16 protein-coding genes and 1 pseudogene are annotated in these 17,275 nt (G+C 75.3%); 3 read left to right on the top strand and 14 right to left on the bottom strand.

Annotated elements, in window-relative coordinates:
* Positions 1–112 precede the first annotated feature (112 nt).
* Together ACFV18_RS20965 and ACFV18_RS20960 are read left to right on the top strand one after the other, a co-directional pair.
* Positions 113–1,243, top strand: coding sequence for a sensor histidine kinase (locus ACFV18_RS20965; RefSeq protein ID WP_380485318.1), 1,131 nt, complete (start codon positions 113–115; stop codon positions 1,241–1,243).
* The gene (locus tag ACFV18_RS20960) at positions 1,240–1,884 is read left to right on the top strand and encodes a response regulator (protein ID WP_380485316.1); all 645 of its coding nucleotides are present in this window, start codon (positions 1,240–1,242) and stop codon (positions 1,882–1,884) included. The genes ACFV18_RS20965 and ACFV18_RS20960 overlap by 4 nt, the downstream gene beginning before the upstream one ends.
* Positions 1,885–2,038: 154 nt before the next feature.
* Here ACFV18_RS20960 and ACFV18_RS20955 read toward each other — a convergent pair whose 3' ends face one another.
* The 3 genes and pseudogenes from ACFV18_RS20955 to ACFV18_RS20945 all read right to left on the bottom strand — a co-directional run.
* Positions 2,039–3,439, bottom strand: a complete 1,401-nt coding sequence (locus ACFV18_RS20955) for a uracil-xanthine permease family protein (RefSeq protein WP_380485314.1) — start codon at positions 3,437–3,439, stop codon at positions 2,039–2,041.
* A gap of 185 nt (positions 3,440–3,624) precedes the next feature.
* A complete protein-coding gene (locus ACFV18_RS20950; RefSeq protein WP_380485312.1) occupies positions 3,625–4,176 on the bottom strand; it encodes a GNAT family N-acetyltransferase in 552 nt (183 codons plus the stop codon).
* A gap of 82 nt (positions 4,177–4,258) precedes the next feature.
* Positions 4,259–4,819: pseudogene (locus ACFV18_RS20945) on the bottom strand (aldo/keto reductase); the annotation flags it as partial.
* On the opposite strand from ACFV18_RS20945, the gene ACFV18_RS20940 reads away from it, so the two are divergent.
* Positions 4,800–5,507: a TetR/AcrR family transcriptional regulator gene (locus ACFV18_RS20940; protein WP_380485310.1), complete on the top strand. Its 708-nt coding sequence runs from the start codon at positions 4,800–4,802 to the stop codon at positions 5,505–5,507. The pseudogene ACFV18_RS20945 and the gene ACFV18_RS20940 sit on opposite strands and share 20 nt — an antisense overlap.
* A gap of 7 nt (positions 5,508–5,514) precedes the next feature.
* On the opposite strand, the gene ACFV18_RS20935 is transcribed toward ACFV18_RS20940, so the two are convergent.
* The 11 genes from ACFV18_RS20935 to ACFV18_RS20885 form a co-directional block, all read right to left on the bottom strand.
* The gene (locus ACFV18_RS20935) at positions 5,515–6,624 is read right to left on the bottom strand and encodes a helix-turn-helix transcriptional regulator (RefSeq protein ID WP_380485308.1); all 1,110 of its coding nucleotides are present in this window, start codon (positions 6,622–6,624) and stop codon (positions 5,515–5,517) included.
* Between the two features lie 156 nt (positions 6,625–6,780).
* Positions 6,781–9,351, bottom strand: a complete 2,571-nt coding sequence (lanKC, locus tag ACFV18_RS20930; protein ID WP_380485306.1) for a class III lanthionine synthetase LanKC — start codon at positions 9,349–9,351, stop codon at positions 6,781–6,783.
* A 43-nt stretch (positions 9,352–9,394) separates the two neighbouring features.
* Complete coding sequence (locus ACFV18_RS20925) at positions 9,395–9,550, bottom strand: hypothetical protein (protein WP_380485305.1); 156 nt, start codon at positions 9,548–9,550, stop codon at positions 9,395–9,397.
* Between the two features lie 29 nt (positions 9,551–9,579).
* On the bottom strand, positions 9,580–9,741 hold the full coding sequence (locus ACFV18_RS20920) for a hypothetical protein (RefSeq protein ID WP_380485303.1): 162 nt from the start codon (positions 9,739–9,741) through the stop codon (positions 9,580–9,582).
* Between the two features lie 14 nt (positions 9,742–9,755).
* Positions 9,756–9,911, bottom strand: a complete 156-nt coding sequence (locus ACFV18_RS20915) for a hypothetical protein (RefSeq protein ID WP_380485301.1) — start codon at positions 9,909–9,911, stop codon at positions 9,756–9,758.
* Between the two features lie 96 nt (positions 9,912–10,007).
* The gene (locus ACFV18_RS20910) at positions 10,008–10,583 is read right to left on the bottom strand and encodes a GAF domain-containing protein (protein WP_380485299.1); all 576 of its coding nucleotides are present in this window, start codon (positions 10,581–10,583) and stop codon (positions 10,008–10,010) included.
* 40 nt (positions 10,584–10,623) lie between these two features.
* Positions 10,624–11,478, bottom strand: a complete 855-nt coding sequence (locus tag ACFV18_RS20905; protein ID WP_380485298.1) for a S8 family serine peptidase — start codon at positions 11,476–11,478, stop codon at positions 10,624–10,626.
* Positions 11,478–14,540 (bottom strand): adenylate/guanylate cyclase domain-containing protein, encoded by a 3,063-nt coding sequence (locus ACFV18_RS20900; protein WP_380485296.1) that lies wholly within the window; start codon positions 14,538–14,540, stop codon positions 11,478–11,480. The genes ACFV18_RS20905 and ACFV18_RS20900 overlap by 1 nt, the downstream gene beginning before the upstream one ends.
* On the bottom strand, positions 14,527–14,802 hold the full coding sequence (locus ACFV18_RS20895) for an aroma-sacti cluster domain-containing protein (RefSeq protein ID WP_380485294.1): 276 nt from the start codon (positions 14,800–14,802) through the stop codon (positions 14,527–14,529). The genes ACFV18_RS20900 and ACFV18_RS20895 overlap by 14 nt, the downstream gene beginning before the upstream one ends.
* On the bottom strand, positions 14,799–15,662 hold the full coding sequence (locus ACFV18_RS20890) for an iron-containing redox enzyme family protein (RefSeq protein WP_380485292.1): 864 nt from the start codon (positions 15,660–15,662) through the stop codon (positions 14,799–14,801). The genes ACFV18_RS20895 and ACFV18_RS20890 overlap by 4 nt, the downstream gene beginning before the upstream one ends.
* Positions 15,659–16,741, bottom strand: coding sequence for a radical SAM protein (locus tag ACFV18_RS20885; protein WP_380485290.1), 1,083 nt, complete (start codon positions 16,739–16,741; stop codon positions 15,659–15,661). The genes ACFV18_RS20890 and ACFV18_RS20885 overlap by 4 nt, the downstream gene beginning before the upstream one ends.
* Positions 16,742–17,275 lie beyond the last annotated feature (534 nt).

Genomic DNA, 17,275 nt, shown 5'->3' with positions numbered 1-17,275 from the left:
GCCGCGCCCCGCCGATCCGCCGTCGGGCGGCCGTCCCTATCGACGAAAGTCGGTGGTGCGCACGGCCGTTCGGCGATCCCACCGACCGGGAACACTGCCTAGCATGGACGCCGTGACGTGGTGGAGAAGCCCACTGTGGGCGACCGCCGGACGGGCGGCGGTGCTGGCATTCCTGGTGGTGACGATCAACCACAACAGCGCCCAACTCGGCGACGAGAGCGAGCGGTTGACGATCACCGTGGCCGCGGCGAGCTGCGCCGCGATTCTGACGGTTCCTCAATTACGCCTGTCAGCCGCTCCGTTGGTGTCCGTGGTGATGACGGCGCGCTGGGGCTGGCTGGTCGATCTGCTGCTCGCCGTGGTGATGTTCGACCTGGCGGTGGCCCGGCGCACCAGGCTCGCGCTGCTCTGCGCGGCGATCGCGCCGGCGGGAAACCTGGCCGGGCTCCGGGCCGCCTCGGTGTGGGTCGGGCAGCGGTGGCTGTCCACGCTGACGGTGCTGCTGTTCGGGCTGGTGCTCGGCCTGTGGCAGGGCAACCGGCGCCGCCTGGTGCAGACCCTGGCCGGGCAGGTCGAACAGCTGCGGGTGGAGACCCGGCTGCGCGAGGACGCGGCGCGCGCCGCCGAACGGTCCCGGATCGCCGCCGAGATGCACGACGTCCTCGCCCACCGGCTCAGCCTGATCGCCCTGCACACCGGCGTCCTCGCCACCCGCGGCGCCGCGCTGCCCGGCCCGGTCGCCGACCGGCTGGCCGTCCTGCGCACCGCCTCCGTCGAAGCACTCACCGACCTGCGCGAGGTGCTCGGCGCGCTCCACGACCCGCACGCCGCACCCGCCGACGCACCCGCCGTCCGTGAGGTCGCCGCGCTGGTCGAGGACGCCCGCGCCGCCGGGCAGCAGATCGCGCTGACCGTCACCGGACGGGCGCCGGACGCGCCGACCACGCACCGGCTGGCCGCCTACCGGATCGTCCAGGAGGCGCTGACCAACGCCCGCAAGCACGCCGACGGGGCGCGGGTGGAGGTCCGGGTCGACTACCGGCCGCCCGCCACCCTGGTCGAGGTCAGCAACGGCGCGGGCACCGCCGCGTCCACCGCCGTGGACTCCGGCTACGGCCTGGTGGGCCTGCGCGAACGCGTCACCGCGCTCGGCGGCCGGCTCGACGCCGGCCCGGCCGGCACCGGCTCCTGGCGGCTGTCCGCCCGCCTCCCGCACCCCGCTCCGAAGGACGGCCCCGCATGATCCGCACGCTGGTCGTCGACGACGACGCACTGGTCCGTCTCGGCCTGACCGATCTGCTCGACGGCGACCCCGGCATCGAGGTGGCCGCGCAGGCCGCCGACGGCCTCCAGGCGCTGGAGCGGGCCACCGCCCACCGGATCGACGTCGCGCTGGTCGACATCCGGATGCCCCGGATGGACGGCATCACCGCCACCGCCCGGCTGCGCGCCCTGCCGGCCGCGCCGAGGGTGATCGTGCTGACCACCTTCGACCTCGACCGGTACGTCTACGACGCGCTGGCCGCCGGCGCGGACGGGTTCCTGCTGAAGGACACCGACCCCGCCGAGATCCTGCGCGCCGTCCACCTGGTCGCGGCGGGCTCCGCGATGCTCCACCCGGCCGCGGCGCGCCGCGTCATCGACCGCTACCACGCGAGCGGCCGCACCGCCGCGACCGCCGCCCGGGCCCGCCTGGAGCGGCTCACCCCGCGCGAGCGCGAGGTGCTGGCGCTGCTCGCCGAGGGCCTCGCCAACGCCGACATCGCCGGGCGCCTCGCGATGCGCGAGAGCACCGTCAAGGCACACGTCAGCCGGATCCTCACCGCGCTCGGTGTCAGCAACCGCGTCCAGGCGGCGCTGCTGGCCCGGGACGCCGGCGGTTGACGGACCGCGGGTCGGGATGCGGGCGGTTGACGGACTGCGGGTCGGGATGCGGGCGGTTGACGGACCGCCGGCCGGGACGCCGAACCCCGCCGACCGGCATGGTGCGGTCGGCGGGGTTCAACGGGCCCGGGCGCTCCGGCAGTTGCGCGGAGGATCAGCTCTCCGGGCGGTTGTCGTCGTCGTAGGCGCTGGTGCCCTCGTCGAGCAGCGGGCCGTTGGCCGGCGTCGGGTGCTTGAGGTGGGCCGGGGCCATCGCGCGCAGGACGTGGTAGCCGGTCAGGACGATCAGGGTGCCCAGGGCGATGCCGCCGAGCTCGAAGTTGTTGGTGATCTTCAGGTTGACGTTGCCGATGCCGACGATCACGCCCGCCGCGATCGGGACCAGGTTCAGCGGGTTGGTCAGGTCCACCTTGTTGTGGATCCAGATCTGCGCGCCGAGCAGGCCGATCATGCCGTACAGCACCACCGTGATGCCGCCGAGCACACCGCCCGGGATCGCCGCGATCACCGCGCCGAACTTCGGGCACAGGCCGAACAGGATCGCGAAGCCGGCCGCGCACCAGTACGCCGCCGTCGAGTACACCCGGGTCGCCGCCATCACGCCGATGTTCTCCGCGTACGTGGTGGTCGCCGGGCCGCCGACCGCCGTGGACAGCACGGTGGCCGCGCCGTCCGCCATGATCGCGGTGCCCATCTTGTCGTCCAGCGGGTCACCCGTCATCTCGGAGACCGCCTTCACATGGCCGGCGTTCTCGGCGATCAGCGCGACCACCACGGGCAGCGCCACCAGGATCGCGGACAGCGAGAAGCTCGGGGCGTGCAGCGAGGGCAGGCCGATCCAGTCCGCCTTGCCGACACCGGAGAAGTCGAGGCGCCAGTGGTCGACGGCCGCGCCGCCACCGATCGCGGAGTGGATCTGGCCGAAGATCCGGTCGAACAGCCAGGACACCACGTAGCCGAACACCAGGCCCAGGAAGATCGCGATCCGCGACCAGAACCCCCGCAGCACCACCAGGGCAAGCCCCGTGAAGAACATCGTCAGCAGCGCCACCCACTGGTCCTGCGGCCAGTACACGCCCGCCGCGACCGGCGCCAGGTTGAAACCGATCAGCATGACGACCGCGCCGGTCACGATCGGCGGCAGCACCGCGTGGATCACCTTCGCGCCGAAGCCCTGCACCACCGCGCCGCACGCCGCCAGCACCGCACCGACCACCAGCAGCGAACCGGTCAGCGTCGCCGCGTCCCCGCCCTGCGCCTTGATCACGGCCGCCACACCCACGAACGACAGGCTGGAGCCCAGGTAGGACGGGATCCGGCCGCTCGTCACCAGCAGGAAGAAGATCGTCGCGACACCGGAGACCATCACCGCCAGGTTCGGGTCCAGCCCCATCAGCACCGGGGCGACGAAGGTGGCGCCGAACATCGCCACCACATGCTGCGCGCCCAGCCCGATCGTGCGCCCCCACGACAGCCGCTCGTCCGGCTTCACCACCGCCCCGGGCTGCGGGGATCTTCCGTCCCCGTGCAGCTTCCACCCGAACGCGACCTTCATGTCCTTGCCTCGTCTCTGCTGTGCCGTGCGAAACCCTGGTGGGCGACCATGCAACCGGTCGCGACATGATCTCCTATCGCGTCCACCGCCCTGACCTCGGGGGATCCACCCGGCCGGCCGTGTCGCACAGCGTGCCCGGAGCACTCCGCAGGGGAGCGCTCCGGGGCGTTGCCGAGGCTGTTCGGTTATCGCGCGGGGTGGCTCTTCCGGGGCTTCCAGTCCTCCGCGAGGAGGCCCAGGACGGCCTGGTCCGCGTAGGCGCCGTACGCCCAGGCGGCGCGGCGCAGCGTTCCTTCCAGGGTGAACCCGGCGCGGGCGGCGGCAGCGAGCATGGGGGTGTTGTCGGTGAGGGTTTCGAGTTGCAGGCGCTGGAACCCGCGGACGAGGAAGCCGTACTCGCACAGGGCGTGCACGACGTCGACGGCGAGGCCGCGGCCGCGGAACGCGGGACGCAGGGCGAGGCCGAGATGAGCGGTGCGGCTGTGCGGGTCGATGCCCCAGAGCAGGGCCTCGCCGACCAGTTCCTCCGACTCCAGTTCCACGACGGAGAAACAGGCCGCCTCGTCCGACGGCCCGGCCACCACGAACGGCGAGTGGCCGGACCCTGCGGCGATGGGCTGCCACGGGCGGGAGTCGGCGCGTGAGCGGGTGGCCACGTCGTCGTAGAGCTCGGAGTGGAGAACCGGGATGTCGCAGTCGTGTCGGGCGCGCAGCCCGATCAATTCGCCATGAATCACGGGGTATTGCTACCGGCAGCGGCGGCAGTCGATCAACCGGATTTCCGCCGCTGCTATGGCGGCCATGCGACCGGGCTCGCGGTCAGCGCTCGCTGTCGAGCTGGGCCATGAACGGGGCGGCGTAGCGGCTGCCGGCGGCGGAGTCGGCGGGGACGGCCTGTTCGACGGCGGCGAGGTCGGCGGCGGTCAGGTCGAGGTTTCCGGCGGCGAGGGCCTCGGCGAGGCGGTCGCGCCGGCGGGCGCCGACCAGCGGGACGACGTCCTTGCCCTGGGCGGCGACCCAGGCGATGGCGACCTGGGCGACGGTGGCGCCCCTGGAGTCGGCGACGGCGCGCAGGGCCTCCACCAGGGCCAGGTTGTGGTCGAGGTTCTCGCCCTGGAAACGCGGGCTGAAGCCGCGGAAGTCGCGCTCGCCGAGCTCGCGCTGCCTACTCCAGTGGCCGGAGAGCAGGCCGCGGGAGAGCACGCCGTAGGCGGTGATGCCGATGCCGAGCTCGCGGGCGGTCGGCAGGATCTCGGCCTCGATGCCGCGGGACAGCAGCGAGTACTCGATCTGCAGGTCGGCGATCGGGTGCACGGCGTGGGCGCGGCGCAGCGTCTCGGCGCCGACCTCGGACAGGCCGATGTGCCGGACCAGGGCCGCCGACCCCCGCGAGCGCATCCTCGCCGCCGCCGCCGAACTCCTCGCCGAGGGCGGCAGCGAGGCCATGTCCACCCGCGCCGTCGGGGCGGCCGCCGGGGTGCAGGCGCCGACGCTCTACCGGCTGTTCGGCGACAAGCAGGGCCTGATCGACGCCGTGGTGAACTACGGCTTCGAGCGCTACCTCGCCGAGAAGACCTCCCGCACGCCCGGCCCGGACCCGGTCGAGGACCTGCGCCGCGGCTGGGACCTGCACGTCGGGTTCGGTCTGAGCCACCCGTCCTTCTACGCGCTGATGTACAGCGCCGCCCGCCCGGGCGAGGCCGTCGCGGCCGCCGAACGGGCCGGCCGGGTGCTCACCACGATGCTGGAGCGCGTCGCCTGCGAGGGCCGGCTGCGCCTGCCGGTGCCGATGGCCGCGCAGATGATCCGGGCCGCCGCCCTCGGCGTCACCCTCACCCTGATCGCCGAACCGCCCGCCACCCGCGACCTCGCGCTGTCCGTCCGCACCCGCGAGACCGTCCTCGCCGCCATCACCTGCGCCCCGGCCCCCGCCCCCGAGAACCTCACCCCGGCCGCGCTCGCCATCGCCCTGGACGCCACCCTGCCCGATCGGCCGCACCGCTTCACCGCCGCCGAGACGGCCCTGCTGCGCGAGTGGCTGCGCCGCCTGATGGACGAACCGAACTGACCGGACTTCAGCCTGGCGGGCCGGGGTTGAGGGCCAGCATGATCAGGGCGGTGAGTTCCTGGCGGCGGCTCACCCCGGTCTTGGTGAAGACCGACTTGAGGTGGTCCTGGACGGTGTACGGCGTCATGGCCAGCCGCTGGGCGACCTCCCGGGTGTCGGCACCGCGGATCAGCAGCAGGGCCACCTCCTGCTCGCGCGCGGTGAGGCCGTATGCGGCCAGGTGCAGCGGGATGACGTGCGCGGGGGAGGCGGGGGTGGCGACCACGGTGACTTCGTCGGCTTCACCGGCGGCCGGGCCGCCGGACCGGGCGTCGCGCGCCGGTGCGGCGTGCAGCAGGTACCAGTGGCCGTCGTGGGTGCGGATCCGGACCGGGATGTGCGGCGTGGGCAGGCCGTGTGCGGCGCGGCGCGCGTGCTCGGCGGCCATCGCGATCGCGGTCGGCACGTCGAGCGAGGTGGGCGAGGGGTCGGCGACGCGGGAGAGCAGCTCCTCCGCCGGGCCGGACAGCGTGCGCGGGCGGTTGTGCCGGTCGAGCAGCAGCACGGCGGGGGTGGGGTCGGCGTCCGCCGGGTCGGTCGGCGGGAGGTGGCTGGCCCGTAACATCCGGCCGAGCAACTTGGCTGCGGTGTCGGCGAGTTCACGCTGGCGCGCCGGGAAGGGCCCGCGGTCGGCGGCCCGCATGAACGCGGCGCAGCCCCACATTCCGCCCGCCGCGTCGAACACGGCCCGCAGCTCGTCGCCGAAGCCGTGCCGGGAGATCTGCTCCCGGAAGCGGATGCTGTTCTGCGGGGCGCCCCGGCTGGCCCGGCTGAGCGTCTCGGCCTGCACCCCGCTGTGCCGGATCTTCGGGAAGGTGGCCAGGTCGTCCGCCCACACCTCCAGGTGCACCGCGTCCTGGAACCGGCCGAGGTTGAGGTCGTCGCTCTGCACCGAGTTGACCAGCCCCGTGGCCGGGTCGTTGGTGTGCCAGCAGACCGCGTCGAACTCCAGTGCGGGGCGCAGGAGTTCATCGGCGCGGCGAAACAGCTGACTGGTGGTGAGGCGCTGTGCGGAGAGCTCCCGCAGGCCTTCGATCGCTGCGCGCGCGGCGGCGCGCTGGGGTCCGCGTAATCCCATGGGCGGACGCTAGCACCTGTGTTCGCCCGGTGGCGACGGTGTGTGCGCGGCCGGTCACCGCGCGACGGCGGCGAGCAGGGAGCCGGCGGTGAACAGCGCGCCGGCGGTGGAGGCGGTCTGCCCCCACCGGTGCGCCCCGGGCCGCGGGCCGCCGGCTCACCCCGCCGGGGCGTCGAGGGTGAACAGCAGGTCGGCGCGGGGTGCGAGGACCTGGTCGAGCGCCAGCAGGACACCGGCCGAGCCGCTCCACAGCTCGGTGCTGTACCGCAGCAGGCCCGCCCCGAGGAAGCGTACCGAAGCGCCGTGCGGCACCGCGTGCTGGTACAGCCTGCGGGCGGCCCGGACGGCTCCGGCGCGGGAGGACTCCTCGCCGGTGAGCAGGGCGTGCTCGGCGAGGACGAACGCGAACCCGGCGGCGCCGCTGAAGAGCGCGGGCAGCGCGGTGTGGCTGCCGTGCAGCGGCGCGAGCAGGCGCGGCACGGCGGCGGCCAGCCGTTCGTCGGCGACGGTCCGCAGGTACCGGGTGGCGACGTGGACCAGGCCCGCCGAGCCGCAGTACAGGTGGGGCATGGCGCGCCGGTCCCCGGTGGAGACCGGGAACAGCAGGCCCGGCGCGTCCGGCTCGGTGGCCCGGTCGAGTTCGGCGTGCAGCAGTGCCACGCCCCTGGGCAGCAGCGAGGTGTCGCCGGTGACCTGGGCGAACTGCTGGTGGGCGAGGGCCAGTCCGGCGCGCCCGTGCAGCAGGCCGGTGGCGTCGTCGCGGCCGAGCCGGGGCACCAGGTCCGCGCCGTCCGGCTGGGCGGCCAGCAGGGTGTGCGCGCGCTCGGCGTGGTGGGCGTCGCCGGTGCGGCGGTACAGCGCGAGGTGACCCATCGCCAGGCCTGCCGCCCCGCCGAACAGGGTGGCGCTCCGCCCGGTCAGCGGGTGCGCGTCGGCGGTGTCCAGCAGGCTGCGGGCCTCCTCCGGCAGGCCGTGCTCGGCCAGCACCCAGGCGATCCCGGCCAGGCCGACGTGCAGGCCGGGCGCGAGCTCCCCGGCGGCGGCCAGGGCGTCGCGGCGCAGCCGCTCCAGCGCGCCCTCGGGCGCGGCGATGCCGCAGCGGTGCAGCGCGTGCAGCACCCCGGCCGCGCCCCAGGCCACGCACAGGGTGTTGCTGGTGTACCCCTGCGGGACGGTCGGGAAGGTCCGCAGCGGGTGCTCCGGGTCGGCCGCGCCGAGCAGCCCCGCCGCCACGGCCCCGCGCAACTCGGCGAGGTGACGCAGCGGATCGGCGGCGACCTCCTGCGGCGACGGCAGCACCGGGTGCTCGCTCGGCGGGTGGTAGCGGGTGGCGCGCTTCCACAGCACCTCGCCGATCGGGGCGTGCTCGGTCAGCGAGTGGTGGAAGTGGGTGAGCGAGTCCGGCGTGCGGCCGGGGGTGTGCGGCAGACAGCCCGCCAGCGTCAGTGCCAGGGCGCTGACGCCGAAGTCGTCGTGGGCGGTGCGGCCGTCACGGTCCACGACCTGCGGCGGGGGAGCGTACCCGGGTGTGCCCATCCGGCCGGGGGTGTCGTCGGGGCCGCAGGCGGTCTCGAAGTCGATCAGCCTGATGCCGTCGCCGGGCGTCACCAGCACGTTGGACGGGCTGACGTCCACGAACGTCCAGTCGAGGGCGTGCAGACGCTCCATGGCGGCCTCGATCGCGGCGAGAACGCGCTCGCAGCGCGCGTAGTAGGCGGCGAAGTCGTCGGGAGTGCTGTCGGTCCTCAGCAGCGGATGGCCGGCCGGGGGGATCCGGTGCAGCGCCCTGCCCTCGACGAACTCGGTGACCATGAACTCGTGGCCGCCCGCTTGGAATTGAGCGATCGGCTCCGGGGCCAGGCCCGGCGCGAGCTGGTGCAGGGTGGTCAGCGTCCGCCACTCCCGGTGCAGCCGGGAGACCGCGTCCTGCTCGCCGTCGCCCAGGCCGTGGAACGGGCGGGCCTCCTTGATGAACACCTTCCGGCCGGTGGCGGCCTCCAGCCCCTGGTAGGTGCCGCCGCCGCTGGAGTGGGCGATCGCGCCCCCGACCGAGAAGCCGCGCAGCACGACCGGCCCCTCGGGACGCGCCGCGAGCGGGGCCGGCGCGAACGGGTCGGTGAGGCCCTCCGGCAACCGGAACGAGGCGCCCCGCAGGTCCGGTACCGCCAGGCCGTCGGCACCGCGGGTCAGCAGGGTGCGGGTGCCGTCCGCGTCCAGCCGCTCGCGCGTCCGGTACGCCCCGTACCGGTACTGGACGCACTCGCTGCCCGGGAACCGGCGGTCGGTCAGGATCAGCGGGCCCCGCTCGCCGTCCAGCGCCTCCCGCAGCGCCTCCATCAGGCGGCGGGAGGCGTCGGCGTCCGCCGGGTACGCGGCGAGGAACTTGCCGCTCTGCGGCCGGGACGCGTGCTTGCGGTGCACCCACCAGTACCAGTGGTCGGTGGCGAGGTGCTTGAACGCGACGTCCTGCGCGAAGCAGACCTCCGCCACGGCATCCAGCACCGCGGCCGCGCGCGAGCGGCGCGCGGAGACGTGCACCTTCCAGCCGTCCTCGGGCAGCGCGGGCATCCCCTCCCGGTGCCACATCGTCCAGAGCCCGCTCGCCACCCCGAGCCAGCCCTCGGGAGGCCGGCCCGGCGCGAACGGGTCGCCCTTCGGCGCGGCGGTGTCCAGCGGCTCGTAGTACTCCCGGTCCGCGACGGTGAACTCCGCCGGCCCCTCGGCCATGAACGTCTCCTGTCGGGTGGTGGTGGGGGAAGCGGGCCAGGGCCTAGAACACCATCTCGGTGGTCGGCGGCCAGCAGTTGTGGCAGGCGGTGTCGTGGGCCTCGACGTCGTCGTCGGTGTCGGCGGTGGTGGTCTCCTGGAGGGAGAGGACGCTCTCGGTCTCGGCGGCTTCGTTGTCCGGGCTGCGGTCGGTGCTCATCGCGGTCTCCTGGGTGCGGATCGGGGCGGTCAGCCGGTGGCCTCGGTGACGATGATGGTGTTGCAGGCCGCGCTGAGGACGCTGAAGACGTGGCCCTCGACGTCGTCGGCCTCGGCGGCAGGCGCCTGCTGGAGGGAACGGACGGCTTCGGCCTCGGCGGCGTCGTCCTCGGGGATGCGCTCGGTGCTCATGCCGGTCTCCGGGGCTAGGCGACCGTGATGGTCATGGTCTCGGGGGAGCAGAAGACGCTCTGCTGGTCCATGCCGTGGGCCTGGACATCGTCACCGCCCCCGGCTTCCTGGAGGGAGAGGACGGCCTCGGACTCGGTGGCGCTGTCCTCGGGGATCCGGTCGGCGCTCATCGCGGTCTCCTTGTCTCGATGGCTCAATTACCGTGCACATCAAGCTAGTTGGCGCCGCTTCAAGGGCGGTTCAGGGCCGGTACAGGCCGGCGGCCGTCACCACTCGCCGTGGTCGCCGATCAGCCGCTGCACCTCGGCGAGCAGCCGCACCGCCCGGTCGCGGTCGCCCGGGGCGAGCCCGGGACCCGAGCCGTCGACGGCGACCCGCAGGGCCACCGCGGCCTGACGGGCGAACAGGGCCAGCAGGTCGAGTTCCGGGAGGCAGGCCCGGCTCGGGCCGGGGGCCGGGTCCAGGACCTCCAGAACCCCCAGGACGCGATCACCGTGAATGAGCGGGGCGGCCATCAGGGCGTTGGGCACGAAGCCCGTGGACTCGGCGGTCTCCTGGTCGAAGGACGCGCTGCGGCGCAGGTCGTCCACGATCATCGGCTCGCCCGAGCCGGCCACCCAGCCCGCGATGCCCTGCCCGGCGGGGAAGCGGCGGCCGATCAGGAACTCCTGCCCCTGGCCGGACACCGCCTGGAAGACCAGCTCGAAGGACTGGTGGTCGAGCAGCATGATCGAACCGGCCTGGGCGCCGAAGATGGCGCGGGCCACATCGACCACCGACTGCAGGAGCTCCGCCACCACCGGATCGGTCGACGGCGCGGCGGGGGCGGTTGACTGGGTCATCTCGACCACGGTCCCTTTCTCACGACGTGCGGTCCGGCGCTCACCGGGTGCCGCCGACATGGACGTTCGCTGCGGACAGGTACAGGGCGTGCTTCAGCTGGAACGGCGTCAGCCGGGGCCGCTCGGACAGGATCCGGGCGCACAGGCCCGCGACGAACGGCGTCGCGAAACTGTTGCCGCTGCTGCGCAAGGTGGCGCCGCCGAGCCAGGCCACCTCGACGTTGACGCCGGGGCCGAAGAACTCCACCGGCGGCTCGGGGTTGTACAGGTGCAGACCGGGATCGTCCTCCCGGTGGCTGCCCACCGAGATCACCGACGAGAACCGCCACGGGAAGCTCTCCACCCGGGCGTTGTGCGCCGAGGCGACGATCGTGCTGCGCCCGAAGTACGCCTCGTCGGCCAGCACGTGCAGGTCCTCCAGGTACCGGGTACGGGTGGTCGACAGGCTCAGGTTGATCACGTCGAAGCCCTGCCGGATCGCCCAGCGCAGCCCCGCCAGCAGCACCTCGCCGCTGCCGGTGAACCGCTCGCCGAGCACCCGGACGCTGTGGATCTCGCAGTCCGGCGCGGCCCGCCGGACGATGCTCGCGCAGGCCGTGCCGTGACCGGAGACGTCGCCCGGGTCGTCCGCGCCGAGCTCCTCGACCCGGATCGTCCCGTCCTCGTCCTTGCGCACCACGTGCGCGCCCGCCACCCGCCCGACCAGCGGATGGGTCCCGTCCACGCCGGAATCGACCACGCAGACCCGCACCCCCCGCCCGGAACCCCCGACGAGTGCGCCCGGCGCGGGCCGCTCGGGCAGCGTGTCCGCCTCCGTCCGGACGTCCTCGGGGGTCCGGTCGAGCAGGCGCCAGGTCAGGCCGCGCGGGGGCACGGCACGGGGCACGGTCGTCATCACGAAACTGCCTCTCTGCGGGGATGGTGGCCGGCCAGGGTCTCGGCGAGCCGCGCGCCCGGACCGTGGCCCTTGGCCGCGAATCGGCCGCCGGCCGCGGTGGCGGCCGACCGGCGCTCCTGCTCCAGGCCGAGCAGCGCGGCGGTGCGGGCCAGGTCGGCGGCGGCCAGGCCCTGCAGGATCGGCGAGTCCGTCCGGCCGGCCTCCGCGACCGCGCCGCGGGCCAGACGCAGCGCAGCCACCCGCTCGCCGTCGGCGGCGGCCAGCCGGGCCCGCAGGCCGTCGCGTTCCACCAGCGTCGCGAACGACAGCCGGCCGCCGGTGCGGGCCCGTTCCTCCTCCAGCGCGGCCAGCGCGGCCGCGGCGGCCGGGCGCTCGCCCAGGTCCAGCCGCAGGCGCGCCGTGTCGAGCAGCGCACCGCTCAGCAGGGCGCCCCCGCCCAGCTCCCGGGCCGCCCCGGCCGCCGCCGCCAGCAGCTCCAGCGCCTCCCGGGACCGCCCGCCGAGCGCCGCCACCGTCGCGCCGAACAGCGGCAGGAACGCCGCCGCCTCCGCGTACCCCAGGCGCTCGGCGTGCTGCCCGGCCTCCGCCAGGCAGGCCGCCGCCCCGTCCTGGTCGTCGCCGAGCGCCAGCAGCACCGCCAGCGGACAGTTCAGCGTCACCCGCACCGCGCGCCGCCCCCGGCCCTGCACGGCCAGCAACTCCCGGCAGCGCCCCACCGCGGCGGCCACCGGAACCGGACCGCGCCACAGCGACACACCGATCGCGCCCAGCGCCGACGCCCGCTCCTGCTCGCCGTCCGAACGCCCGGCGTGCCGCAGCGCCCGCGCCAGCAGCCGCACCGCCGCCGCGTGCCGCCCGTCGGTCTGCTCCTGCTGGGCCAGCCGCAGGCAGGCCCGGGCCTGGCCCAACTGGTCGCCCGCCCGCTCGAACAGCGGCAGGGTCTCCCGGGCCACCGGAGCGGGCGCCTGCTGCTGGCCGACGGCGGCCAGGCTGAGCCGGGCGTGCGCCGCCTCGACCGGGTCGGCCGCGCCCGCGCCGACCTCGGCGAGCAGCGCCCGGCCCGGCTCGATCCGGCCCAGCGCGAGCAGCGCCTCGCCGAGCCGCCGGGCCGCCGGGAGCCGGCCGTCCTCGCCCGGGTGCAGCAGCGCGGTGGCCCTGGTCAGCAGCTCCACCGCCCAACCGGGGTCGGTCCGGGCCGCCGCCCGGGCACCCGCCTCGGCCAGCGAGGCCGCGGCGGACCGCCGCAGCGCGTCGGTGCGCTCGCCGTGCAGACCCAGCTCGGCCCGGTAACGGTGGGCGCGCTCCAGGTGGCCGCCGACCGCCGCCGGGCCGCCCGCGCGCACCGAACGCAGCGCCGCGGCCCGTTCGTGCCGCTCGGCCCGGCCCTGCTTGGACAGACACTCGTACGCGACCTCCTGCACCACGCCGCTGGCGAACCGGAACGACGCCCCGTCCGCCACCACCAGCCGGAGCCGGCCGAGCCGCCGCAGCGCCGCCGACAGGTCAGGACCGGCCGTGTCCAGGGCCGCCAGCTCGTCGGCCGCGAACTCGCGGCCCAGCACGCACGCCAGATCGACCGCCCGCCGCTCGGCCGGGTCCAGCGCGTCCAGCCGGGCCCCGATCAGCGTCTGCAAGGTCAGCGGCACCCCGTCGCCGCCCGCGCCCGCCGGGGCCGCGAGCAACTGCTCCAGATGCAGCGGATTGCCGCCGGCCCGCTCCAGCAGATGCGCGGGCGCCGCCCCGCCCAGCGCCCCGGCCAAGCGGCGCGCCTCCCGGTCGGACAGCGCGCCGAGCGGCAGCACCCGGTGCGGGCCGGCCGGGCCGGCCTCCAGCAGCTCGGGCCGGCCCAGCACCACCACCAGCACGGGCGCGTCGGCCAGCGCCGCCACCACCCGGTCCAGCAGGTCGAGCAGCAGCGCGGCCGCCCAGTGCGCGTCGTCGATCACCAGCACCAGCGGCGCCGCACCGGCCAGCGCGCCCAGCACCTCGACCAGCGCCGCGCAGGTGTCCTCCGGCGACGGCGTCGGCGTGCCGTCCGCGAGCAGACCCTGCGCCAGCACCTCCAGACCGGGCAGGGCCGGCCGGTCCGGGGCCTTGGCCAGCAGCGCGGTGACGGCGTCCGCCAACGGCTGAAGACCCGCCTGCTCGCCCGGCGGGCGGCACCGGCCCGCGCCGAACCGGCCGCCGCGGCCCGGGAGTTCGAGCCAGTGCCGGAGCAACCTGGTCTTGCCCTGCCCCGGCTCACCGCCCAGCACCAGCAGACGGGCCGAACACTGCCTGGCGGCGCGCCCGAACTCCGCGTCGAGCACCGCCAGTTCGGCTTCACGGCCGACGAACGGCAGGTCGGCGCGGCCTGCGGGCGGGCCGCTGTGCAGACCGAGCAACCGGTGCGCGGTCACCTCCTGCGCCTTGCCCTTGAGCCGGAGCGGCCCGACCTCCACCGCCCGCACGCCCGCACCGGCGGCCCGCAGGGTGTCCGGGCCGATCAGCACCTCGCCCGGGCCGGCGTTCTGCTCCAGCCGGGCCGCGACGTTCACCACCTCGCCGGAGACCAACGCCTGCCGCACCGAGGCGTCCGAACCGGTCACCACCCGGCCCGTGTTGACGCCGATCCTGACCGTCAGCCGAAGGCCCAACCCGGCGTGCAACTCCTCGTTGAGCGCCCGCAGCGCCGCCAGCATGCCGAGCGCCGCCGCCAAGGCTCGCCGGGCATCGTCCTCGCGGACCGACGGCACCCCGAACACCGCCATCACGGCATCCCCGATGAACTTCTCCACCGTGCCGCCGTGCTCCTCGATCGCCCCCCGCATCGCGTCGAAGTACCGCAGGGTCACCCCGCGCAGCGCCTCCGGATCGAGCGACCCCGACAGCGCCGTCGAGCCGACCAGGTCGCAGAACAGCACCGTGACGATCTTCCGGCCCGCGGTGGCCGGACCCCGGGGGTCGGCGCGCGGGGTGCCGCAGGACGCGCAGAACCGGGCGTCCTGCGGCAGCGGACGGTGACAGCCCGGGCAGCGCCCACCCGCCGGATCCGGGCCGAACACGTCAGAAGAGAGCACCGCCCGCCACCTCCGCATGCCCTTGGACCTCCGGCCCCGCCTCCTCCAGCCGCCCCCTCAGGTCGGTCAGCAGAGCCAGCTCCTGATCGGTCAGCGCACGCAGCACGGCATGCTGCTCCTCGGTGAGAGCGCTCAGGTCGAACCCGGCGGCGGCCAGGGCGTCCAGGGCGGCATCGGGGCCGTTGCCGGGGCGGGTGCGGCCGGTGTGGTCGCTGCGGCCGATGCGGCCGGTGTGGTCGCTGCGGCCGGTGCGGTCGGTCATGGCTGTTCTCCTGGGTCCGCGGCAAGCTGGTGGAAGAGCCGGGCGAGGATGCCCGCGCTGTGCAGGGCGCTGACGGCGACCTCGGTCTGCTGAGGGCCCGTCAACGGAAGCCGGTCGAGCTGACGCCGGACCTCGGCGAGATGCCCCGCGTCCAGGTCCGCGTGCTCACGCACCGTGCGGAACGCGGCCTCCGGCAGCCCCGTGCGGGCGGCGAGCACCCCCGCCAGGGCGGGCGACGGGGCGTGGCCCTCCAGCACGGCGAGGTAGCCGAGCAGCGCGGCCGGATGACGGTGTTCGATCCGGTAGTACTGCGCGCCCGCCAACTCCACCACCAGTGGGGGCGGCAACGGCTGTTCCCGGGCCCGCTCCCCGGCGGCGGCCAGATCCGCCAACAGCCAGGCGTCATGGCCCCGTTCCTCCTCCGCGTGGCCCGCGAAGTACGCGGCCAGCCGCGGCGCCCAGTCCTCGTCCAGCCGGGCGCAGGCGCTTGCGGCGCGCTCCAGCAGGGGGACGGAGGCGACGGTCAGGGCGTGCATCGCCCACAGGTAGCCGGTGTAGCGGACCGTCAAATCTCCTTCTGCCCGCCAGAGTTGGGCGCTCGCCCGGTGCAGGATGGGTGAGGCCAGGGCGAGTCGGGCGTCCAGCGCACAGGAGAACGGGATGCTCGCGGACCGGTTCCGCACGCGGCCGGCCGGGTGCCGGGGGTGGGCCGGCGGTTGGGCGTTCGGGGCCGCGTCGTGCGGGAGCCGGGGGTGCGGCCGTGGCGGCGCAGCGGGGCGGTCGGGCCCCGGGTGTGCGGTCGGGGCGTCGGGGCGGTTCAGCGGACGGGTGTTCGGCGCGGGGGAGGGCGGGACGCTCATGCCCGTCCCCCGGGCTGCACCAGATGTGCGTACGGGGCGCAGCCGTGCCGGCGCAGCAGGGCGGCCGGGCCCTGGGCGCGCAGGCGGGCGGCGGAGAGCTGGTCCAGCAGGCGGCCGGCGGCGCCCGCGGCGGCGGCGTCGTCCGGGCCCGGCTGCGGCGGGAGGGTGCGGCAGCCGGCGCAGTAGCCGCCCTCGGCGGGGGCCGTGCCGGTGCGGGCGCGGAGCAGGTCCGGCCCGAGGGTGCGGATCAGTCGCAGCCGTGGTGAGTCCAGGGTGCGGCGGCGGACGGTCGGCCAGTCGTCCTCCGCGATGTGACCGAGTGTCAGGTGCGGCGGGGCGGGGCGCCGGTCCATGGTCTGCTGGTTGCAGCAGGCGAGCACCGTCCCGTCCGGGGCGACGGTGGGCCACGCCGCCATCGCGCACGGCCCGCCCGGCCCGCCCGGCCCGCGCGGACTGGTCGGCTTGGTGGCTGTCCTGCCGGTGGTGGCGCGGCCGACGGCGCGCACCTCGTTGACCAGCATCGGCACCCGGTTGCCGAACTCCCCGAGCACCGCGGCCGTTGCCTCCGCCAGGTACGGGTCGTCCGGGCCGGTGCCGGTCAGGTGCAGGCTGACGGGCACCCCCGCGTCCAGCACCCGGGTCAGCACCCGGAAGACCGCCGGGCGCGGCACCTCGCGCTCGTGCGGGGCGTCCAGGCTGGCCGAGAAGTGGTCGAGCGCGGTGATCGCCCGCAGGATCGGCGCCGGGATCCGCCCGCCGTCGCGCGCGAAGAACAACCCGCTCAGCAACGAGACCCGCGCCCCGGCGCCCTGCGCGGCCCGCGTCAGCTCGTGTGCCAGACCGGGCAGCAGCAGCGGCTCACCGCCGGTCAGCAGAACCACCTCGGGGCGCTGCTCGGGCTTGAACGACCTCACGAACCGCAGCAGTTGGGCGCGGCGCCCGCCGTCCGGGTGGTCGGGGGAGTCCATCGAGGAGGCCGTGGAACAGTGCGCACAGCTCAACGGGCACCGCCGGGTCAGCGCGACCAGCAGCCCGGCGGCCGGCTCGGGGCGCAGACCGAGGATCTCCGACAACTCCACGTCCGTCCCTCCTCCCGTCCGACCGAGTGCCAACAGGACTGTGGGGGGCGGCGCTTGCGGGCCGGTACAGGAGCGCATAAGCGGCGGTACAACGAATCCGCGGAGAGCCGGAACAGGGGCACGCGCGCGCCCGCCGCCCCCACCTCCGTCCGCACCACCTGCGCGGGGTCCTGCCACCAGGCGCGGGTGTGGGCGATGGTGGCGGGATCGCGGGTCTCCCCGGCGAGTTGGGCGATGGCCAGGGCCAGGCTCGCGCGGGTCGTCGGGCCGGTCTCGGTGGCGAAGCGGGTGTGCAGGGCGCCGGTGATCCGCTCGCGGGCGGGGAGGGTGGCAGCTGCGAGGGCGTAGGCGGTGGCGGTGCGGACGGCCGGGACGGTGTGGTCGGGCAGGGGCAGGGGCAGGAGCAGGTCCGTGTCCGAGGTGAGGGCCTGCTGGGCGGGCTGGACGGACCGGTTGGCGATGAGCGATCGTGCGTGCGGGTGACCCCGGTGCGGATCCCGCACCGCGCTGTTCGTGGCGGGGAACGGTTTCGAC

The sequence above is a fragment of the Kitasatospora sp. NPDC059673 genome (assembly GCF_042734215.1).
GTDB lineage: Bacteria > Actinomycetota > Actinomycetes > Streptomycetales > Streptomycetaceae > Kitasatospora.
This window is presented reverse-complemented; position numbering and strand designations above follow the sequence as displayed.

Excerpts from the sequence above, each read along its gene's own strand:
- lanKC (WP_380485306.1), bottom strand. The coding sequence starts at position 9,351 with ATGGCCGAGGGGCCGGCGGAGTTCACCGTCGCGGACCGGGAGTACTAC.
- ACFV18_RS20905 (WP_380485298.1), bottom strand. The coding sequence starts at position 11,478 with ATGACGACCGTGCCCCGTGCCGTGCCCCCGCGCGGCCTGACCTGGCGC.
- ACFV18_RS20955 (WP_380485314.1), bottom strand. The coding sequence starts at position 3,439 with ATGAAGGTCGCGTTCGGGTGGAAGCTGCACGGGGACGGAAGATCCCCG.
- ACFV18_RS20940 (WP_380485310.1), top strand. The coding sequence starts at position 4,800 with ATGTGCCGGACCAGGGCCGCCGACCCCCGCGAGCGCATCCTCGCCGCC.
- ACFV18_RS20925 (WP_380485305.1), bottom strand. The coding sequence starts at position 9,550 with ATGAGCACCGACCGCAGCCCGGACAACGAAGCCGCCGAGACCGAGAGC.
- ACFV18_RS20910 (WP_380485299.1), bottom strand. The coding sequence starts at position 10,583 with ATGACCCAGTCAACCGCCCCCGCCGCGCCGTCGACCGATCCGGTGGTG.
- ACFV18_RS20960 (WP_380485316.1), top strand. The coding sequence starts at position 1,240 with ATGATCCGCACGCTGGTCGTCGACGACGACGCACTGGTCCGTCTCGGC.
- ACFV18_RS20895 (WP_380485294.1), bottom strand. The coding sequence starts at position 14,802 with ATGACCGACCGCACCGGCCGCAGCGACCACACCGGCCGCATCGGCCGC.
- ACFV18_RS20920 (WP_380485303.1), bottom strand. The coding sequence starts at position 9,741 with ATGAGCACCGAGCGCATCCCCGAGGACGACGCCGCCGAGGCCGAAGCC.
- ACFV18_RS20935 (WP_380485308.1), bottom strand. The coding sequence starts at position 6,624 with ATGGGATTACGCGGACCCCAGCGCGCCGCCGCGCGCGCAGCGATCGAA.
- ACFV18_RS20915 (WP_380485301.1), bottom strand. The coding sequence starts at position 9,911 with ATGAGCGCCGACCGGATCCCCGAGGACAGCGCCACCGAGTCCGAGGCC.
- ACFV18_RS20890 (WP_380485292.1), bottom strand. The coding sequence starts at position 15,662 with ATGAGCGTCCCGCCCTCCCCCGCGCCGAACACCCGTCCGCTGAACCGC.